Origin of the sequence: Rheinheimera riviphila (assembly GCF_004005945.1) — a bacterium.
Taxonomy (GTDB): Bacteria; Pseudomonadota; Gammaproteobacteria; order Enterobacterales; family Alteromonadaceae; genus Pararheinheimera; species Pararheinheimera riviphila.
In genome coordinates this window covers 134,258-151,238 of record NZ_SACS01000011.1, presented here as the reverse complement: position 1 = coordinate 151,238, position 16,981 = coordinate 134,258, and the positions used below count along the sequence as shown (strand labels likewise).

Annotated in this window: 15 protein-coding genes; 3 read left to right on the top strand and 12 right to left on the bottom strand. The window is 48.6% G+C overall.

The window, feature by feature from the left end:
- Nucleotides 1-25 precede the first annotated feature (25 nt).
- The 10 genes from EOE67_RS11765 to tkt form a co-directional block, all read right to left on the bottom strand.
- Nucleotides 26-1,069 carry a tetratricopeptide repeat protein gene (locus EOE67_RS11765; RefSeq protein ID WP_240652796.1) on the bottom strand — a complete coding sequence of 348 codons (1,044 nt, stop codon included), beginning with the start codon at nt 1,067-1,069 and terminating at the stop codon, nt 26-28.
- Between the two features lie 215 nt (nt 1,070-1,284).
- Nucleotides 1,285-1,908 (bottom strand): energy transducer TonB, encoded by a 624-nt coding sequence (locus EOE67_RS11760; RefSeq protein ID WP_127699267.1) that lies wholly within the window; start codon nt 1,906-1,908, stop codon nt 1,285-1,287.
- A gap of 1 nt (nt 1,909) precedes the next feature.
- Entirely contained in the window at nt 1,910-2,311 is a 402-nt protein-coding gene (locus tag EOE67_RS11755) for an ExbD/TolR family protein (protein WP_127699266.1), read from the bottom strand.
- Nucleotides 2,312-2,324: 13 nt separating this feature from the next.
- Nucleotides 2,325-2,849, bottom strand: a complete 525-nt coding sequence (locus EOE67_RS11750) for a MotA/TolQ/ExbB proton channel family protein (RefSeq protein ID WP_127699265.1) — start codon at nt 2,847-2,849, stop codon at nt 2,325-2,327.
- The gene (locus EOE67_RS11745) at nt 2,849-4,213 is read right to left on the bottom strand and encodes a MotA/TolQ/ExbB proton channel family protein (protein WP_127699264.1); all 1,365 of its coding nucleotides are present in this window, start codon (nt 4,211-4,213) and stop codon (nt 2,849-2,851) included. The genes EOE67_RS11750 and EOE67_RS11745 overlap by 1 nt, the downstream gene beginning before the upstream one ends.
- Nucleotides 4,214-4,219: 6 nt before the next feature.
- Entirely contained in the window at nt 4,220-4,993 is a 774-nt protein-coding gene (locus EOE67_RS11740; protein WP_127699263.1) for a DUF3450 domain-containing protein, read from the bottom strand.
- 240 nt (nt 4,994-5,233) lie between these two features.
- On the bottom strand, nt 5,234-6,298 hold the full coding sequence (gene fba, locus EOE67_RS11735; RefSeq protein WP_127699262.1) for a class II fructose-bisphosphate aldolase: 1,065 nt from the start codon (nt 6,296-6,298) through the stop codon (nt 5,234-5,236).
- Nucleotides 6,299-6,442: 144 nt separating this feature from the next.
- On the bottom strand, nt 6,443-7,624 hold the full coding sequence (locus EOE67_RS11730) for a phosphoglycerate kinase (protein WP_127699261.1): 1,182 nt from the start codon (nt 7,622-7,624) through the stop codon (nt 6,443-6,445).
- Complete coding sequence (gene epd / locus EOE67_RS11725; protein WP_127699260.1) at nt 7,611-8,663, bottom strand: erythrose-4-phosphate dehydrogenase; 1,053 nt, start codon at nt 8,661-8,663, stop codon at nt 7,611-7,613. The genes EOE67_RS11730 and epd overlap by 14 nt, the downstream gene beginning before the upstream one ends.
- 89 nt (nt 8,664-8,752) lie before the next feature.
- The gene (tkt, locus tag EOE67_RS11720; protein WP_127699259.1) at nt 8,753-10,750 is read right to left on the bottom strand and encodes a transketolase; all 1,998 of its coding nucleotides are present in this window, start codon (nt 10,748-10,750) and stop codon (nt 8,753-8,755) included.
- Nucleotides 10,751-11,265: 515 nt separating this feature from the next.
- Here tkt and metK point away from each other — a divergent pair.
- Nucleotides 11,266-12,417 carry a methionine adenosyltransferase gene (gene metK, locus EOE67_RS11715; RefSeq protein ID WP_127699258.1) on the top strand — a complete coding sequence of 384 codons (1,152 nt, stop codon included), beginning with the start codon at nt 11,266-11,268 and terminating at the stop codon, nt 12,415-12,417.
- Nucleotides 12,418-12,579: 162 nt separating this feature from the next.
- Nucleotides 12,580-14,160, top strand: coding sequence for an AbgT family transporter (locus tag EOE67_RS11710; protein WP_127699257.1), 1,581 nt, complete (start codon nt 12,580-12,582; stop codon nt 14,158-14,160).
- 58 nt (nt 14,161-14,218) lie between these two features.
- On the opposite strand, the gene EOE67_RS11705 is transcribed toward EOE67_RS11710, so the two are convergent.
- Both EOE67_RS11705 and EOE67_RS11700 read right to left on the bottom strand, forming a co-directional pair.
- Nucleotides 14,219-15,238, bottom strand: a complete 1,020-nt coding sequence (locus EOE67_RS11705) for an ABC transporter permease (protein WP_127699256.1) — start codon at nt 15,236-15,238, stop codon at nt 14,219-14,221.
- A 12-nt stretch (nt 15,239-15,250) separates the two neighbouring features.
- On the bottom strand, nt 15,251-16,132 hold the full coding sequence (locus tag EOE67_RS11700) for an ABC transporter ATP-binding protein (protein ID WP_127699255.1): 882 nt from the start codon (nt 16,130-16,132) through the stop codon (nt 15,251-15,253).
- Between the two features lie 100 nt (nt 16,133-16,232).
- On the opposite strand from EOE67_RS11700, the gene rsmE reads away from it, so the two are divergent.
- Entirely contained in the window at nt 16,233-16,961 is a 729-nt protein-coding gene (gene rsmE / locus EOE67_RS11695; protein WP_127699254.1) for a 16S rRNA (uracil(1498)-N(3))-methyltransferase, read from the top strand.
- Nucleotides 16,962-16,981: the final 20 nt, after the last annotated feature.

Here is a 16,981-nt window from a genome sequence, read left to right as displayed (position 1 = left end):
AGCGGGTTTTTTAACAACAGCTGACTTACAAAGAAATGCCTTTTTTCTCGGCGCGTTCTTTGATGTAACCAGCCCAGCTGCTTGCGGCTTTGGCTTGGCCATTGTCGCGTGCTAACTGGTTCTGACGATACGCATCTTTCAGTTTAGCCTGATAGAAATAAGCTTCCATCATTGCCAAATGAACACGACCCTTGTCTTTCACACCAACTTCCAGCGCTTTTTGCAGAGCTGGCACAGCGGCAGATTCTTTGCCCGCCATCAGCAATGCCGTGCCTTGACGACGATAGGCTTCCCCATCGTTTTCCAGCTTCGCTAATTCACCGAAGTAAACAGCTGCTTTGTCAAATTCACGCGCCGCGTTGTAAGAACTGGCAATGCTTGAAAGAGTACTTCTGTCCTTTTTCAGCAAACCAGACTTCATGTGTTTTTCAAGTACAGCTGCAGCGCGGAACGGAATGCTATTATTGTTGTACAAATTTGCCAACGTTTTAATTTCATTCTCGGTCTTTAAATAGCCTTGCTTGTAAGCAAGTTCTATCGCGGCCAAAGCTTTGTCGTATTGCTCATCCAGGCTATAAAATGAACCTAACTGAACCCACCATTGTTTATCTTCCGGGAAGATCACAACGACGGTTTCAAGTACTTCAATCGCCTTTTTGATTTGTTTGGCTTCATAATAAGCACCAAGCTTCATCAAATACGGTTCTTTCTTCGGCGTTTTCAGTCCGGCAATTGCCAGATCCGCCGGAGCAATAACTTTGCTGTACTGCTTCATTTCGTAGTAACAGTTCGCCATCCGCAAATATACATCAGGGTTGGTTTCACCAGTGAAATCCATCCATTTTGCATAATAATCAAGCGCTTGCTGAAACTTCTTGTCACCTAAACTTAAATCGGCAATATTTTTAAGCAAACCGGCTTGGTCAGTAAAACTCAAGACATCGAGTTTAACCGCATCAACCAGATACTTTTGTGCCTTCGCCGGGTCTTTCTCTATATAGAGCTTACCCAAAAAGCTGTATAAATAAGCTTTATCGAACGGCGCTGTAGGCTCGACGCCCGACAACACGGCAATAGCTTCGCTGATCTTGTCCTGGCCATATAATTCATAAGCCTTGACAATCGATTTACCGACTTTTTCACCAACGGCCTGTGATTTTTTCGCTTTGCGTTCGGCAATTTTAGCGGCGTCAGGCGCTGCATATGCAGTGCTGATTGGCAACGCCATTACACCAACGGCGGCGAAAACTACAAGAGCTGACGTGAAATTATTCAACTTCATAGTTAACCTCCGGCTGTATCAAGATTGAAGTCCAGCTGAACTTTTTGGCCTGTTTGCTTTAAAGCCTTGCCATTTTCAATCTTCGGTGAGTATTTCCAGCGTTTTAACGCACGGATCGCTTCACGGTCAAATACGCGTTTTGGATCAGCATTGATGACTTCAACTTCGTCTACACTACCGTCTTCCATAATAGAAAACCGCAACTGCACCCAGCCATTGATACCATCTCGCGCCGCCTGAACCGGATATTTTGGTTCAATCCGAACGATTGGCGTAGCATCACCATCGCGCATTAATGCGCTTGACGGATCACCGAGACCTGTCGAGGTTGCACCACCTAAATCAACAGTCGGCGCGTTAAAACCAATCACTGATGCATCATCATTGCTGGTCTCAGTCACAACCTGCTGCTTTGGCGGCTCTGGTGGTGGTGGTGGTGGTGGTGGTGGCACCCGAGTCCGCGTCTGAGCTTTAGACTCAGGCGGCGTCGAGTTAATTTCAATAACGATCGAATCCCTTTTCGTATTGGTGAAAGCATCATCAGTATCAACCAAAAATGCCATCATTACGTATAGGAAAAACGTTATTACCGCACCAACAATGAGTGAAAGTAATAACCTGATCATATTACTTGTTCTCCGCTGCAATCGAAATCTTCTCGATGCCCGCAAGTTTGATCTGGTCCATTACTGATACCACAACACCGTGTTTTGCTTCTTTATCAGCTTGCACGATAACCGTGTCTGTTGGCGATTCAGCTAACAATTTCTCAATTGTCGCGCCGACACGTTCAACATCTACTGCACGTTTGTCCAACCAAATTTCACCGTTTGCACGGATTGCAACGAAAATAGTTGCAGAAGGCTTAGATTGTGCTTTAGCCGCTTTTGGACGGTTAACGTCAATACCCGCTTCTTTCACGAACGAGGTTGTTACGATGAAGAAGATCAGCATGATGAATACAACGTCCAGCATTGGCGTTAAGTCAATTGCAGCTTCTTCGGCCTCACGTCTAGTTCTACGTGCCATAAATTACTCTCTATCAATGATGCGGCAAACTGTCAGACAATTCATGAATTGCTGATTTAACTTTGCCTTCCAATTTGGACGTTACAAACACACCAGATAAACATGCAACCATACCGGCCATCGTCGGGATTGTTGCCATTGAAATACCTGACGCCATCAACCTTGGGTTACCAGTACCTTGCAGCGCCATAATTTCAAACACTGCAATCATCCCGGTAACTGTACCTAACAAACCAACCATTGGGCACACAGCAACCAGCGTCTTGATAACATTTATCCGCTCATTCAATTTGGTAGATGCTTCTGACACCCACGCATCACGGATTTTATGCGCATACCAGGAGGTTGTATCAGTTCTGGCGTTCCAGTCTGCGATGATTTTATTTCGCATAACCGGAAACTCACGACTGACAAACCAGAAGCGCTCAATCAGCAAAGTCCACATTGCGAAGAGCACGAAGGCGACTATATAAAGTACATCGCCGCCGGTAGCGATAAAATCCCTGACAGATTCCCAAAGCTCTATCAGGCTATGCATTACGCTTTCTCCTTCTCCGCATGAGCAGCAATGATACCAGTGCTTTGCTCATCCAGGACGTGCAGAATTGAGTTTGATTTAGATTGTAACAACGCATGGATAAACAGCATTGGCAGAGCACATAACAGACCTTGTACAGTAGTTACAAGTGCCATTGCAATTTGGTCAGCCATGATTTTCGGGTCGCCGGTACCGTGCAGAGTAATCATCTGGAACGCACCGATCATACCAACTACTGTACCTAACAGACCCAGTAACGGACCTACTGCAGCAATCAGTTTCAGCATGCCGATACCTTTCTCTACAGAAGGAGTCTCACGCATAATCGCTTCATCCAGTTTCAGTTCCAGGTTTTCCACGTCAGCAGTTTTGTTGTCATGGTAAACTTTCAGGATCCGACCCAGAGCGTTTTTCTCAGAAGGGTTAGACAGGTTTTTCAGCTGTGAATTGATACCAGATTGCGCGCTGGTCAGAGACACGTAACGCACTGCGCCGATAATCAGACCGATAAACAATAAGATGGTGATTACATAACCAACTTCAGCACCTTGGTGGAACTGTTGTTCCAAAGACGCTTCCTGAGTTTTCAGACGCAGGATGTTACCGCTGGTAGGGTCGATGTAAACTGGCAGGATTTCACCAGCAGCACCGGCTTTAAAGTTAGTCGCATCAGCAACAACATGATCTTCTGGTTGACGAACCAGAGGTTGCATCTCTTTGGTATCAGCGTTATATACCAGATAACCGTAGTCGGTGATCAAGTTGAAAGCGCCAACACGGGTAACAGAAGCATTACCTGAAGTACCATCCAGGTTAACTACGTTACCTTCAAATTTTGAAACTTTGCCTGATTCAGTCATTTCAGTTTGCAGAGCAATCCACAGGTCTTCCAGTTCACCAATAGTTGGTAACTCTTTTGCTGTAGACAGCTTTTTCAGCAGGTCTTCACGACCTTTAAACTGAGCGCTGATCGTTGAAGTTGCGATAGCACCAATGGTTTCAGTTGCTGAACCACGAACGATACCGAACATTTCACCTAAAGTACCCTGAGCAGTTTGCAGCTCAGCTTCTTTGGCAGCTAATGCACCTTCGTTGTCGGCAAATTGTTTTGTCAACGATTTACCACGAGCTTCTTCCGCGTTAAAAGCAGCTTGTGCTTTGTTCAGCAGAGCTTGTTTGTCAGCACGGTCAGACAGGAACTCTTGTTCACGCGCCTGATCAATTTTACCTTCAGAAATCCGGTCTTTTTTGACCTGTTCCAGCAGTTGATCCAGTTTGGCGGTGTCGGCAGCAGCGCTTAAGCAAACGCCAGCAGACATTGTCATAGCAGCTGCAATCACTAAACCTTTAAACACTTTCTTCATTTATTCTTACTCCGCTGCTAACACTGGAAGTTTTAATAATTCTGGGGCAGCTTGTTTACCCGCAACACGAATGGCTAACTTGGTTGATTCCAGATATTCTGGTCCCAGTTCCTGCCATTGATTAGAAGACTTGTTCCACATCCAGGCGCGCTTGTCATCCAGTGTTTGTGCTAACAGAGCTACACGGCCAACGTATACGTAGTTTACAGAGATTTCGCCACCGTCAACGGCCAGCTTATCGGTGTAAGTAACCAGTGCGTTGCCTAAATCTTTTTCGATTTGGTAGGCTTCAAGCACCACACGATACATTTCAGAAGTGTTTACTGCAGAGTTGCCTAAAATAGCGCGCAGACGTTCAATACGCTCTAAACGCTTTTTCTGGTCGATTGGCATGTCAGCTTTGATGAAGGCTTCCAGTGTATCAACCATTTTATACATTAATGGTACGATACCCTGTTTAGTGCCTTCGATGGTGCCGATTTGCTTGTCTAATGAAGTAAGGCCAGCATTTTGGTCACTTACGAGAGCGGCAACATGGTCGTTGTACACTTTCAGGTTTTCAGTTTGTTCAACTAATGAACGGTACTCAGCCAATAATTCCTGAGACTGATCGTAGATATTGTTGATTTTTTCTTGCGACTGAATTGAAGCTCGGGTTGTTTGACCCGCAGCTTTTTGCAGTTCTGACAACGTAGTTGCTGAAGCAACTCCACTTACTAAGGTGAAAGCACCAACGAATGCTGATGCGATCAGGCTTTTACGAATGTTATTGTTAGACATAGTTCCCAACCAATAATTGCTGATTAACGTAACCTGTATAGTGTAAGCCAAACTTTGTAAAAAAGTATGACCTGGTTAGAGGGTAAACCGACCGCATCATTGCAGTAAATTTGCAGGTTGTCAATAAGCCAGAGACAGCCTGCAGCCTTGTATCTACCGCAATATTTGCTTGCAATTTAACCCTTTTGGCGACATTCAAAATTCAGTTTTGAAATTTTAATGTACCATTCATTTTTTTGCTTATTTAATGTTCGGCGTTAGTTTCCCCGACTCATAAAGCTTCACCATTTTTTCTAACGAAATGGCTTTTATTTTTGATCCCTGACCAGCAGCGCCAAACGCCTGGTAGCGATCTTTACAGATATCCATCATCGCAATGACGGATGCCTGTAAATACTTGCGTGGATCAAATTCAGCCGGATGCTGCGCCATAAAACGACGGATAGCACCGGTTGAAGCTAAGCGTAAATCGGTGTCGATATTGATTTTACGCACACCATGTTTGATCCCTTCCTGAATTTGTTCCACTGGTACGCCATAAGTTTCAGCAATAGCGCCACCGTACTCGTTAATAATTTGTAGCCAGTCTTGTGGTACCGAACTTGAACCGTGCATCACTAAATGGGTATCCGGGATCCGGGCGTGAATGGCTTTAATCCGGTCGATCGCCAGAATATCACCGGTTGGTGGACGACTGAACTTGTATGCGCCATGCGAAGTACCAACGGCAATCGCTAAAGCGTCAACTTGGGTCGCTTTCACAAACTGGGCAGCTTCTTCCGGGTCGGTCAGCATCTGGTCATGGCTCAGAATACCCTCAGCACCAATCCCATCTTCTTCACCGGCGGCGCCTGTTTCCAGGCTCCCCAAACAACCTAATTCGCCTTCAACTGATACACCACCAGCGTGCGCCATGTCGACAACCTGGCGGGTGACCTGAACATTGTAGTCGTAGTCCATGGGCGTCTTGCCGTCGGTACCGAGCGAGCCGTCCATCATCACTGACGAAAAGCCTAACTGGATGGCCTGCAAACAAATAGCTGGTGAGGTGCCATGATCCTGATGCATCACCACCGGAATATGTGGAAACTCTTCCACCGCCGCCAGAATTAAATGGCGTAAAAACGGTGCGCCGGCATATTTACGGGCACCGGCAGATGCTTGCACGATCACCGGGCTATCGGTGGCATCAGCTGCCAACATAATGGCGCGCATCTGTTCTAGGTTGTTGACGTTAAATGCCGGAACGGCATAACCAAATTCGGCTGCATGGTCCAGCATCTGACGTAACGAAATTAAAGCCATAAGTTTCTCTCTTTCCTGTAGGGTCTCAGATCTAAAAGTGCGGGCCGCGCCTTGCTGTTATTCAGTGTTATTCAGCAGTTTTGCCAGATGTTCTGGTCATATTGGTCGCTACACGCACCTACAATAAACAAATTCAAAAACTGTTCAGTTGCCTAGCGCACGTTGTTCCAGAATTTCTACGGCCGGTAAAGTTTTACCTTCCAGAAATTCCAGGAATGCACCACCGCCAGTTGAGATATAAGAAATCTGGTCAGCAACCCCATATTTGTCAATGGCTGCTAGCGTATCGCCGCCACCGGCAATAGAAAACGCGTTGCTCTGAGCAATTGCTTCGGCAATGGCTTTGGTACCGGCCGAGAATTGCTCAAATTCAAACACGCCAACCGGACCATTCCAGACAATGGTACCGGCATTTTTCAGAATACTAACCAATTCAGCGGTACTGGCTGGTCCAATATCAAAAACCATATCATCAGTGGAAATATCAGCGACTTGTTTTAATTCCGCCACTGTATCTTCGCTAAAGGCTTTCCCTGTGACAACGTCGGTTGGTACCGGAATGTTGCCACCATTGGCTTTCGCTGCTGCGATTAACCGCTGTGCTTCAGGAATTAAATCGACTTCACACAAGGATTTACCAACACCATGACCGGTTGCAGCAATGAAGGTATTGGCGATGCCACCACCGACAACAAGCTGATCAACAATTGACGACAACGATTCTAATACCGTCAGCTTGGTTGAAACTTTGGATCCGCCAACAATGGCCACCAACGGCCGTTTTGGATTTTTAAGCGCGGCAGCTAAAGCTTCTAATTCAGCCGCCAGTAACGGCCCGGCACAGGCAATTGGTGCGAATTTCGCAACACCGTGGGTGGTCGCCTGAGCGCGATGTGCCGTACCAAAAGCATCCATCACAAATACATCACAAAGTGCAGCTAACTGACGCGATAAAGCTTCGTCGTTTTTACCTTCACCTTTGTTAAAGCGGACGTTTTCAAACACCACGACTTCGCCCTGCGCCACATCAACACCGTTTAGGTATGCTTTCGCCAGACGGACCGGTGCTTTTAGCGCCGTAGTTAAGTAGTCAACCACCGGCTGCATTGAAAACTCTTCGGCATAAACGCCCTCTTCCGGCCGGCCTAAGTGTGAACACACCATCACCTTCGCGCCTTTGGCAAGCGCCAGTTCAATGGTCGGTAACGCGGCACGTAACCGGGCGTCTGAAGTGACTTTACCGTTTTTAATTGGCACGTTTAAATCTTCGCGGATAAGCACCCGTTTTCCGGCCAAATCCAAATCAGCCATTTTAATTACCGACATGACAAACTCCTTCTGAGAATAAAGATGGATCTGATTGCATCATGGCACGGGCGGTATCGATCATCCGATTGGCAAAACCCCACTCGTTGTCACACCAAACCAGACACTTTACCAGCCGTTTATGACTAACGCGTGTCTGCGAACCGTCCACGATGCAAGAATGTGGATCATGATTAAAATCGACCGACACTAAAGGCTCTTCAGTGTAATCGAGAATTTGTGGCAATAACTGTTGGCCGGCCTGTTTCAGCGCAGCATTAATGGCGGCAACAGTGACGTCCTGATGCAAAGTGACACTTAAATCCATCGCCGTCACATTTAAGGTGGGCACCCGCACGGCAATCGCTTCAAAGCGCCCGGCCAAATGCGGCATGATCCGCTCAATACCAAGTGCCAGTTTGGTATCCACCGGAATAATCGAATGACTGGCGGCGCGGGTACGGCGTAAATCCGGGTGATAAGCGTCTATCACTTGCTGATCGTTCATCGAGGCATGAATAGTGGTAATAGTGCCACTTTCGACGCCAAAGTTTTGGTCGAGCACACTCAGCACCGGAATAATACAGTTCGTGGTGCAGGAACCGGCTGAAACCACCCGCATGGTTGGCGTCAACTGTTGATGATTGATGCCGTAAATAACGGTGGCATCAATATCCTGCCCCGCCGGATGCGAGAACAACACTTTTTGTGCGCCGGCTTGCAGATGCAACATGGCATCAGCGCGGGTGCTATACACACCGGTGCACTCCATCACAATATCAACTTGCAGTTGTTGCCAGGGTAAAGTGGCAGCATCTTCCTGGTGAAATAAGGCAATAGGTTGTCCGGCGACCGTTAGCTGTTCGCCGTCTAATTCAACATCAAAACCAAAGCGGCCGTGGGAACTGTCGTATTTAAGCAGATGCGCCATACCCTGGGCGTCAGCCAGTTCATTAATCGCCACCACCTGGATCTGCTGTTGTAGCTGATTTTCAAAGATAGCCCGCAGAATATTGCGGCCGATCCGGCCAAAACCGTTAATAGCAACTCGAATGGTCATACGGGTTTAAAGTTATCCATTTGTCAGGAAATACGATTTAAATCTAACTAAGCAAAAGGGGCACTAAGCCCCTTTTCCTGATCCCGCTATTAGCCTAGCAATTCTTCGGCAGCTGCCAGTACCTTGGCGGTGGTAATGCCAAAGTACTCAAACAGCTGTTCAGCCGGAGCCGATTCACCAAAGCTGGTCATGCCGATAATTTTGCCAGTCAGGCCAACATATTTATACCAGCAATCGACAATACCGGCTTCTACCGCAACACGTTTGGTCACTGCTGCTGGTAATACTGCTTCGCGATAGGCGGCGTCTTGTGCTTCAAACACATCCGTTGATGGGATTGACACCACCCGAACGTTTTTACCTTTGGCTGTTAGTTGTGCTGCAGCCTGTACCGCCAACTCTACTTCTGAACCGGTGGCGATAAAAATCAATTCCGGTGTACCGGCACAATCAACCAGCACATAACCACCACGGCGGATGTTGGCGACTTGCTCGGCAGTACGAGGTTGTTGCACCAGGTTCTGACGGGTGAAGATTAAGGTAGTTGGACCGTCTGTGCGCTCAATCGCCGCTTGCCATGACACCGCTGATTCCACCTGGTCGCAAGGACGCCAGTTCATCAGATTTGGCGTTACCCGCAATGACGCAAGCTGTTCCACCGGTTGGTGCGTTGGGCCGTCTTCGCCCAGTCCGATGGAATCGTGGGTATAAACAAAAATCACCCGTTGCTTCATCAGCGCAGCCATCCGCACCGCGTTACGGGCATATTCCATAAACATCAGGAAAGTGGCGCCGTACGGGATAAAACCACCGTGCAGAGCGATACCATTCATAATGGCTGACATGCCGAATTCACGGACGCCGTAGTATAAATAGTTGCCAGCTGCGTCTTCATTGCTGACGCCTTTGCTGCCCGACCAAATGGTCAGGTTGGAGCCGGCCAAATCGGCAGAGCCGCCTAAAAATTCCGGTAATAATGGACCAAAAGCGTTTAAGGCATTTTGTGACGCTTTGCGACTGGCAATAGTAGCTGGAGTCGCTTGTAACTGCGCAATATAAGCATCAGATTTTTCGCGCCAGTCAGCCGGTAAGTCACCTGCCACACGGCGGGCTAATTCATTGGCCAATTCCGGGTAAGCTGCGGCATAAGCAGCAAACTGTTGTTGCCAGGCTTGTTGAGCCTTAGCGCCTTTGGATTTGCCATCCCACTCCTGATAAATATCCGCCGGAATTTCAAAAGGAGCAGATCCCCATTGTAAAAATTCGCGGGTAGCGGCGATTTCAGCGTCACCCAAAGGCGCGCCATGGCAGTCGTGACTGCCGGATTTGTTCGGAGAGCCATAACCGATAATGGTTTTACAGCAAATCAACGTTGGTTTGTCGGTGACAGAACGCGCTTCGTCAATCGCAGCCCGCACTGCTTCGGCGTCATGACCATCGACATTCGCGACCACGTGCCAGCCATAAGATTCAAAACGCATTGGCGTATTGTCGGTAAACCAGCCTTCAACATGACCGTCAATCGAAATGCCGTTGTCATCCCAGAAGGCGATAAGTTTGCCCAGGCCCAAGGTACCGGCCAATGAACAAGCTTCGTGAGAAATACCCTCCATCAGGCAACCATCACCTAAAAAGGTATAAGTGTGGTGATCAACAATGGCATGGCCAGGACGGTTGAACTGAGCTGCTAAAGCTTTTTCAGCAATCGCCATCCCCACTGCGTTGGTAATACCCTGACCTAAAGGGCCAGTGGTGGTTTCAACGCCCGGCGCATAACCATACTCAGGGTGGCCTGGTGTTCTGGAATGCAGTTGGCGGAATTGTTTTAAATCATCGATGGATAAGTCGTAACCCGTTAAATGCAACAGGGAGTACAGCAGCATCGAGCCATGGCCGTTGGAGAGAATAAACCGGTCGCGATTTGGCCAGGACGGGTCTTGTGGGTTGTGCTGCAGATAATCCCGCCACAGTACTTCGGCGATATCCGCCATGCCCATAGGTGCACCAGGGTGACCGGATTTGGCTTTTTGTACTGCATCCATGCTCAGGGCACGGACGGCGTTGGCGAGTTGTTTACGAGATGGCATTATCACTCCTGCTACTGTCAGATCTTTATCCAAAGATTTTGTTGTCCCGTCATCCTTGAAAATGCGGGGTTGTTGGCCGCCTTCACTCACCCCAGTCACATAGGACTACTATGCTCCTGGGGATTCGTTCAGTTGCCGCCTACCCGCATCTTCAATGATTTTGGGAAGAAAACGCGGTGCAGCTCTGACGGCTCATTGACGCGTCTGAATTTTTTTACATGGTGGCATTAGTTCGCGGGCATTTTCCCAGAGCGTTGGCACAATGGCAAATTATAATATTCAAAAGCGACTCACCTTTTTTTAGCAGTTGCCGTTTTTTCTGCTAAAAAAGACACCGTGCCGTTGTTGAATAAAGTCAAAGTTTTGATCCAATGTGCCGATAGCGCGTATAGTGACGGAATGAAAGACGTCCGGGCGGCAGAAAAAACTAGCCAAGGCAAAACGCTTTCAATAGAATACGCAGCCCAAAATTCCAGCGCCTGGCGCATCAACAACCAACTTGTGGAACTCGTTACATGGCCCAACACATTTTTACCTCTGAATCTGTTTCTGAAGGACATCCGGATAAAATCGCTGACCAAATCTCTGATGCGGTATTGGATGCCATTTTGGAACAAGATCCAAAAGCCCGTGTCGCCTGCGAAACTTTCGTCAAAACCGGTATGGTGCTGGTCGGCGGTGAAATCACCACGTCTGCCTGGGTCGACATTGAAGAATTAACCCGTGCCACCGTCCGTGAAATTGGTTATGTTCATTCTGATATGGGCTTTGATGCCAATTCCTGTGCAATTTTAAACGCCATCGGTAAACAATCTCCTGATATTAATCAAGGTGTTGATAAAAAAGATCCACGTGACCAAGGCGCCGGTGACCAAGGTTTAATGTTTGGTTACGCCAGCAATGAAACTGACGTATTAATGCCAGCCCCTATTACTTATTCGCACCGTCTGGTGCAACAACAAGCGAAAGTCCGCAAAGACGGCACCTTGCCGTGGTTACGCCCGGACGCGAAATCGCAGTTGTCCTTTATTTATGTTGATGGCAAGCCAGTCGGCATCGATGCCGTAGTGTTATCAACCCAGCACTGCGACACCATTTCAACGCCAGACCTGCGCGAAGCCGTGATGGAACACATCATCAAGCCCGTGCTGCCAGCCGAATGGTTAACCAGCAACACCAAGTTTTTTATTAACCCGACCGGTCGTTTTGTGATTGGTGGCCCAATGGGCGACTGTGGTCTGACTGGCCGTAAAATTATCGTCGATAGCTACGGCGGCATGGCACGTCACGGTGGTGGTGCTTTCTCTGGTAAAGATCCATCAAAAGTTGACCGTTCAGCCGCTTACGCTGCCCGGTATGTCGCGAAAAACATCGTCGCTGCTGGCCTGGCTGCGCGCTGCGAAATTCAGGTGTCTTACGCCATCGGTGTAGCCGAGCCTACTTCTATCAGCGTTGAAACTTTCGGCACCAGCAAACTGACTGAAGATCAATTAATTGCCTTAATCCGCCGTCATTTTGACCTGCGCCCATACGGCCTGATTGAAATGCTGGATCTGGAACGTCCAATCTACCGCGCGACTGCCGCTTACGGTCACTTCGGCCGCAACGAGTTCCCGTGGGAACAAACCAATAAAGCTGACATTCTGCGCGCTGACGCTGGTTTGTAAGTTTTTTCGCATTGAATGATGGAGAGCTGCGGCTCTCCTTTTTCTTGCCTGCTAATAAATACAATCTATTTACAATTGGTAGTTTTTTATTGCTATCCGCCGCAGATGTTTTTATAACTAGTTCCAATACCTCCAATGCAGCAACGCTAACAAGGAAAAAATATGACTGCAGCAACTCCAACTTCAGGCGTGCCTGTGAAACAAGGCTGGCTTAATCGCAGCCTGAACGCGATTGAACGGGTCGGGAATAAACTGCCTGATCCTGCGGTATTATTCGCACTCTTTATGGTCGCTGTCTGGGTGATTTCCTGGGCTTTGTCGGATATGGTTTTTACCGAAATTGACCCACGTTCCGGCCAGCCAATTCAAATTGTCAACTTACTTGACGGCAGTTCCTTTGCCGCATTTATGGCCAAGATGGTCAATACCTTTGTGACTTTCCCGCCACTAGGTGTGGTGCTGGTTGCCATGCTGGGCCTTGGTGTTGCCGAATACACTGGTTTTATCAATGCCGGTTTACGTTCAATTTTGTCGGTCACCCCAAAAGTTCTGCTGACGCCGGTGTTGATTGCCGTCGGTATTTTAAGCCATGTCGCGGTTGATGCCGGTTATGTGCTGGTGATCCCGCTGGGTGCCGTTATTTTCTATGCTGCTGGTCGTCATCCACTGGCCGGTATCGCGGCTGCATTTGCCGGTGTTTCGGGTGGTTTTTCCTGCTCATTGTTTATTCCAAGCAGTCTGGATCCAATGCTGGCCGGTTTAACCCAGGCTTCAGCGCGGTTATCTTCGCACCCTGCTGCCGCTGAAATGTTAATTAACCCGTTGAATAACTTCTATTTTACCTCTGCCTCGGCGTTTGTGATCATTCTGGTTGGCTGGTTTTTAACCGACAAAGTGATTGAGCCGCGCTTAAAACAAACCCAGGTTGATGGCGACCCGGCAACCTTGCCAACCATGGATGCACTGAAGCCTGAAGAGCGTCGTGGTTTACGTTTTGCCATGTTATCCATTTTAATCAGCGTTGCTGCGCTGGCGGCAACCGCTTATCCGGAAACCTCAGCCTGGCGCGGCACCGACGGCAGTCTGACCCACAGCACCGCCAATCTGATGCAGTCGATTGTTGGGCTGATTTTTATCCTGTTCCTGATCCCAGGTGTGGTGTATGGCTATGCCGCCGGTACCGTGAAAACGCATCGTGATGTGGTGCAAGGCATGAGTAAAGCGATGAGTGGCATGGGTTATTACATCGTGATGGCGTTTTTCTGCGCGCAGTTTATTTATGCCTTTGGCCAATCGAACTTAGGCGCTTTGTTTGCGATTAAAGGCGCCGGTGCCTTAAAAGAAATGGCATTGCCGATGGGCGTGACGCTGATTGGCATTATATTGCTCACTGCCACAGTGAATTTATTGGTCGGTTCCGCCTCCGCCAAATGGGCGTTGATTGGCGCAGTGATGGTGCCGATGCTGATGGAACTCGGTGTATCCCCGGATTTCACGCAGGCGGCTTATCGGGTTGGTGATTCATCGACCAATATCATCACCCCTTTGATGCCGTACTTTCCGCTGATTGTGGTGTTCTGCCAGAAGTATGTGAAATCAACTGGCATCGGCAGCCTGATTGCACTGATGTTGCCGTTTTCAGTGTCCTTTATTGTGGTCTGGACCTGTTTCCTTTTATTGTATTGGTCACTGGGTTTACCACTGGGGATTGGTTCGAGCTATACCTTCCCAGCCTTGCCATAACAGGGTTTGTCTGCTGAAGAAGGCGCCAAACGGCGCCTTCTTCATTTCAAATAAGAAGCTACCGCCCATCACCCTGCCAGCGGAACAACATCGCCGCCACTGACAAAAACACCACAATCATTCCTACCATCACCGACAGCGGATAAGTCAGCTGCGACAAAGTCGCACCATCGGTCATAATGGCTCTCGCGGCAGCCACCAAATGGGTCAATGGCAAAATATCGGCAAACCATTGCACCGCTTTGGGCGCGCCCTCTAAGCTAAACCAGACGCCGGATAAAATCATCATCGGCCAGCTCGCCATATTCAGCAATCCTCCGGTCAGCTCTTCTGAGCGCGAGCGGCTGGCGATGAGTAAACCGAGTGAAATCATCGCCATGGCGCCAAGAATGGTCACCAGCAATAAATCGACGTAACTGCCGAGCATCACAAAATCGAACAGTAAATCGCAGCCCAGATAAATACTGCCAGCGATAAACAGTACAATGCCAAGGCGGGATAACACCTGAGCACTGATAAATTCCAGCGCGGTTAAAGGCGTCGCTTGCAGCCGTTTTAGCACCGAGTTTTTCCGATAACGCACCAATACATAGCCAACGCCGAACAAACAGGAGAACATCATGTTCATGCCCAGAATGCCCGGCAGTGCCCAATCGACATAACGGATTTGCCGTCCTGTCACCGTGGCTTTTACCGCTGTAGGTTCTAATTGCAAAAACAGCTTTTCCGCCAGATAACCTTTGGCCGAACTGTCATTAAGCCAATATTGCTTCGCCTTCAAATCAACCAGCAAATCCAGTTGATGGTGTTGCAGCTTTTTTAGGGCAACATCGTTTTGGGCGTAAGGCACAAATTCCAGGTAGCGGGTTTGCAAAAACGGATGTGTTGTTACATCAATGGTTGCAGCCTCTTGCAGCACGCCGATTTTAAATTCAGCTTTATTGCCATTGCCAAACACCACCGCAAACCCGGCCACCAGCAACACCGGAAAGATAAAATTCCAGGCCAAGGAGGATTTGTCGCGCCAGAACTCTAAATTGCGCGCCTTAAACACTGCTAGAAAACGTTTTAAATTCATTCGATTATTTCCTTACGCCGACAGGCTGTGACCGGTCAGTTTTAAAAACAAATCATCCAGATTGGCCGATTTAATAAACAAACCTTCCAGCGAAAATTGTTGCGCCTGCAACAAGCGGATGGTTTGTTCGATATCACGGCTATTAATTTGCAAATAACCACCCGCCCGACTCCAGCTGGCATCATCAGGCAATTCTGGATCTTGCCCCTGATCCGGCAACCGCAATAACGCACCGCAAAAATGCTGCGCCAGCAACGCTTCCGGCGAATCGAGTGCAATAATGTTGCCCTTGTCCATAATCAGAATTTGATCACACAGCTGTTCGGCTTCATCCATATAATGCGTCGTCAGAATGACAGTGCGGCCTTGCGCTTTGACCTGTTCAATCAAGGCCCAAAAATTGCGCCGCGCATGCGGATCGAGGCCCGTAGTGGGTTCATCGAGGAAAATAATTTGTGGCTCATTCACCAACGCCAACGCCAGTAACAACCGCTGACGCTGGCCGCCGGATAATTTACGGTGGTCGCGGTCGAGGATTTCGGTGAGGTCGCAAAGTTGAATCAGCTCTGCCAAATCAGCTGGTTTTGGGTAAAAGGCCGCGAACAGTTTCAGTGTTTCATGCACGGTTAAATAATCCTGCAACGCGGTTTGCTGAAATTGCACCCCAAGTTGCTGAAAATCAGCACGACTGGCTGGCTTGCCGTGGTAAAAAATCTCGCCCGCATCCGGTTGCACCAACCCTTCCAGCATTTCAATAGTGGTGGTTTTACCGGCACCATTCGGCCCTAACAAACCAAAACAACTGCCCTGTTTGACACTAAAACTAATGCCGTTCACCGCGACTAACTCAGCATATTTTTTCGTCAGACCCCGCACATCCAGTACCGTACTCATCCAGACTCCTACCTTAACCCGCGAATTCAATGCGCTATGTTATACCTTTGTCCGGGAACGCCTGCTACCATAGCGCTTTTATTTTTCGGAAAACTTGTTGATGCGGATCCCGAGAATTTATCAACCTGGTGCTTTAGCGCCACAGCAATCCATTGCACTCGCTGACGAGCCTGCCAATCATGTGGGCCGGGTCCTGCGGATGCAGTCCGGCGATGCGTTAATCTTGTTTAATGGCGACGGTTTTGATTATCCGGCCCTCATCACCGAGACCGGTAAAAAATCCGTGCAGGTGCAAATTAACGCTAAACTTGAAAATCCGGTCGAATCACCGTTAAAAATTCATCTGGGACAAGGTATTTCCAGAGGCGATCGGATGGATTTTGCCATTCAAAAAGCCGTTGAGCTGGGTGTGACCGAAATCACGCCGCTATTTACCGAACGTTGTGGCGTGAAGCTCGACGCCGAGCGCTTACAAAAGCGCACCGAACAATGGCAAAAAATCGCCATCAGCGCTTGTGAACAAAGTGGCCGCAGCGTGGTGCCGACCGTGCATCCGGCACTTCAACTCGACAAATGGCTGGGCCAGCCGACCGAAGAATTAAAACTGACCTTGGATCCGTGGGCCAAAGACACCATTAAGACCTTAACGCCGGTAACCGCTGTACGGCTGGTGATTGGTCCTGAAGGTGGCTTCAGCGACCGTGAAGTACAACTTACCACCAGTGCCGGCTTTGTCGCAGTACAGCTTGGGCCACGGGTCCTTCGCACCGAAACCGCCGCGCTGACCGCGATCAGCGCCTTGCAATTACAGATGGGTGATTTGGCATAAGCCAGTCCGGGAGCAGAAAT

What these genes read in the sequence shown, in the direction of transcription:
- EOE67_RS11760 (WP_127699267.1), bottom strand. Translation starts at nt 1,908, where the DNA reads ATGATCAGGTTATTACTTTCACTCATTGTTGGTGCGGTAATAACGTTT.
- EOE67_RS11755 (WP_127699266.1), bottom strand. Translation starts at nt 2,311, where the DNA reads ATGGCACGTAGAACTAGACGTGAGGCCGAAGAAGCTGCAATTGACTTA.
- EOE67_RS11750 (WP_127699265.1), bottom strand. Translation starts at nt 2,849, where the DNA reads ATGCATAGCCTGATAGAGCTTTGGGAATCTGTCAGGGATTTTATCGCT.
- EOE67_RS11745 (WP_127699264.1), bottom strand. Translation starts at nt 4,213, where the DNA reads ATGAAGAAAGTGTTTAAAGGTTTAGTGATTGCAGCTGCTATGACAATG.
- EOE67_RS11740 (WP_127699263.1), bottom strand. Translation starts at nt 4,993, where the DNA reads ATGTCTAACAATAACATTCGTAAAAGCCTGATCGCATCAGCATTCGTT.
- fba (WP_127699262.1), bottom strand. Translation starts at nt 6,298, where the DNA reads ATGGCTTTAATTTCGTTACGTCAGATGCTGGACCATGCAGCCGAATTT.
- EOE67_RS11730 (WP_127699261.1), bottom strand. Translation starts at nt 7,624, where the DNA reads ATGTCGGTAATTAAAATGGCTGATTTGGATTTGGCCGGAAAACGGGTG.
- epd (WP_127699260.1), bottom strand. Translation starts at nt 8,663, where the DNA reads ATGACCATTCGAGTTGCTATTAACGGTTTTGGCCGGATCGGCCGCAAT.
- tkt (WP_127699259.1), bottom strand. Translation starts at nt 10,750, where the DNA reads ATGCCATCTCGTAAACAACTCGCCAACGCCGTCCGTGCCCTGAGCATG.
- metK (WP_127699258.1), top strand. Translation starts at nt 11,266, where the DNA reads ATGGCCCAACACATTTTTACCTCTGAATCTGTTTCTGAAGGACATCCG.
- EOE67_RS11710 (WP_127699257.1), top strand. Translation starts at nt 12,580, where the DNA reads ATGACTGCAGCAACTCCAACTTCAGGCGTGCCTGTGAAACAAGGCTGG.
- EOE67_RS11705 (WP_127699256.1), bottom strand. Translation starts at nt 15,238, where the DNA reads ATGAATTTAAAACGTTTTCTAGCAGTGTTTAAGGCGCGCAATTTAGAG.
- EOE67_RS11700 (WP_127699255.1), bottom strand. Translation starts at nt 16,132, where the DNA reads ATGAGTACGGTACTGGATGTGCGGGGTCTGACGAAAAAATATGCTGAG.
- rsmE (WP_127699254.1), top strand. Translation starts at nt 16,233, where the DNA reads ATGCGGATCCCGAGAATTTATCAACCTGGTGCTTTAGCGCCACAGCAA.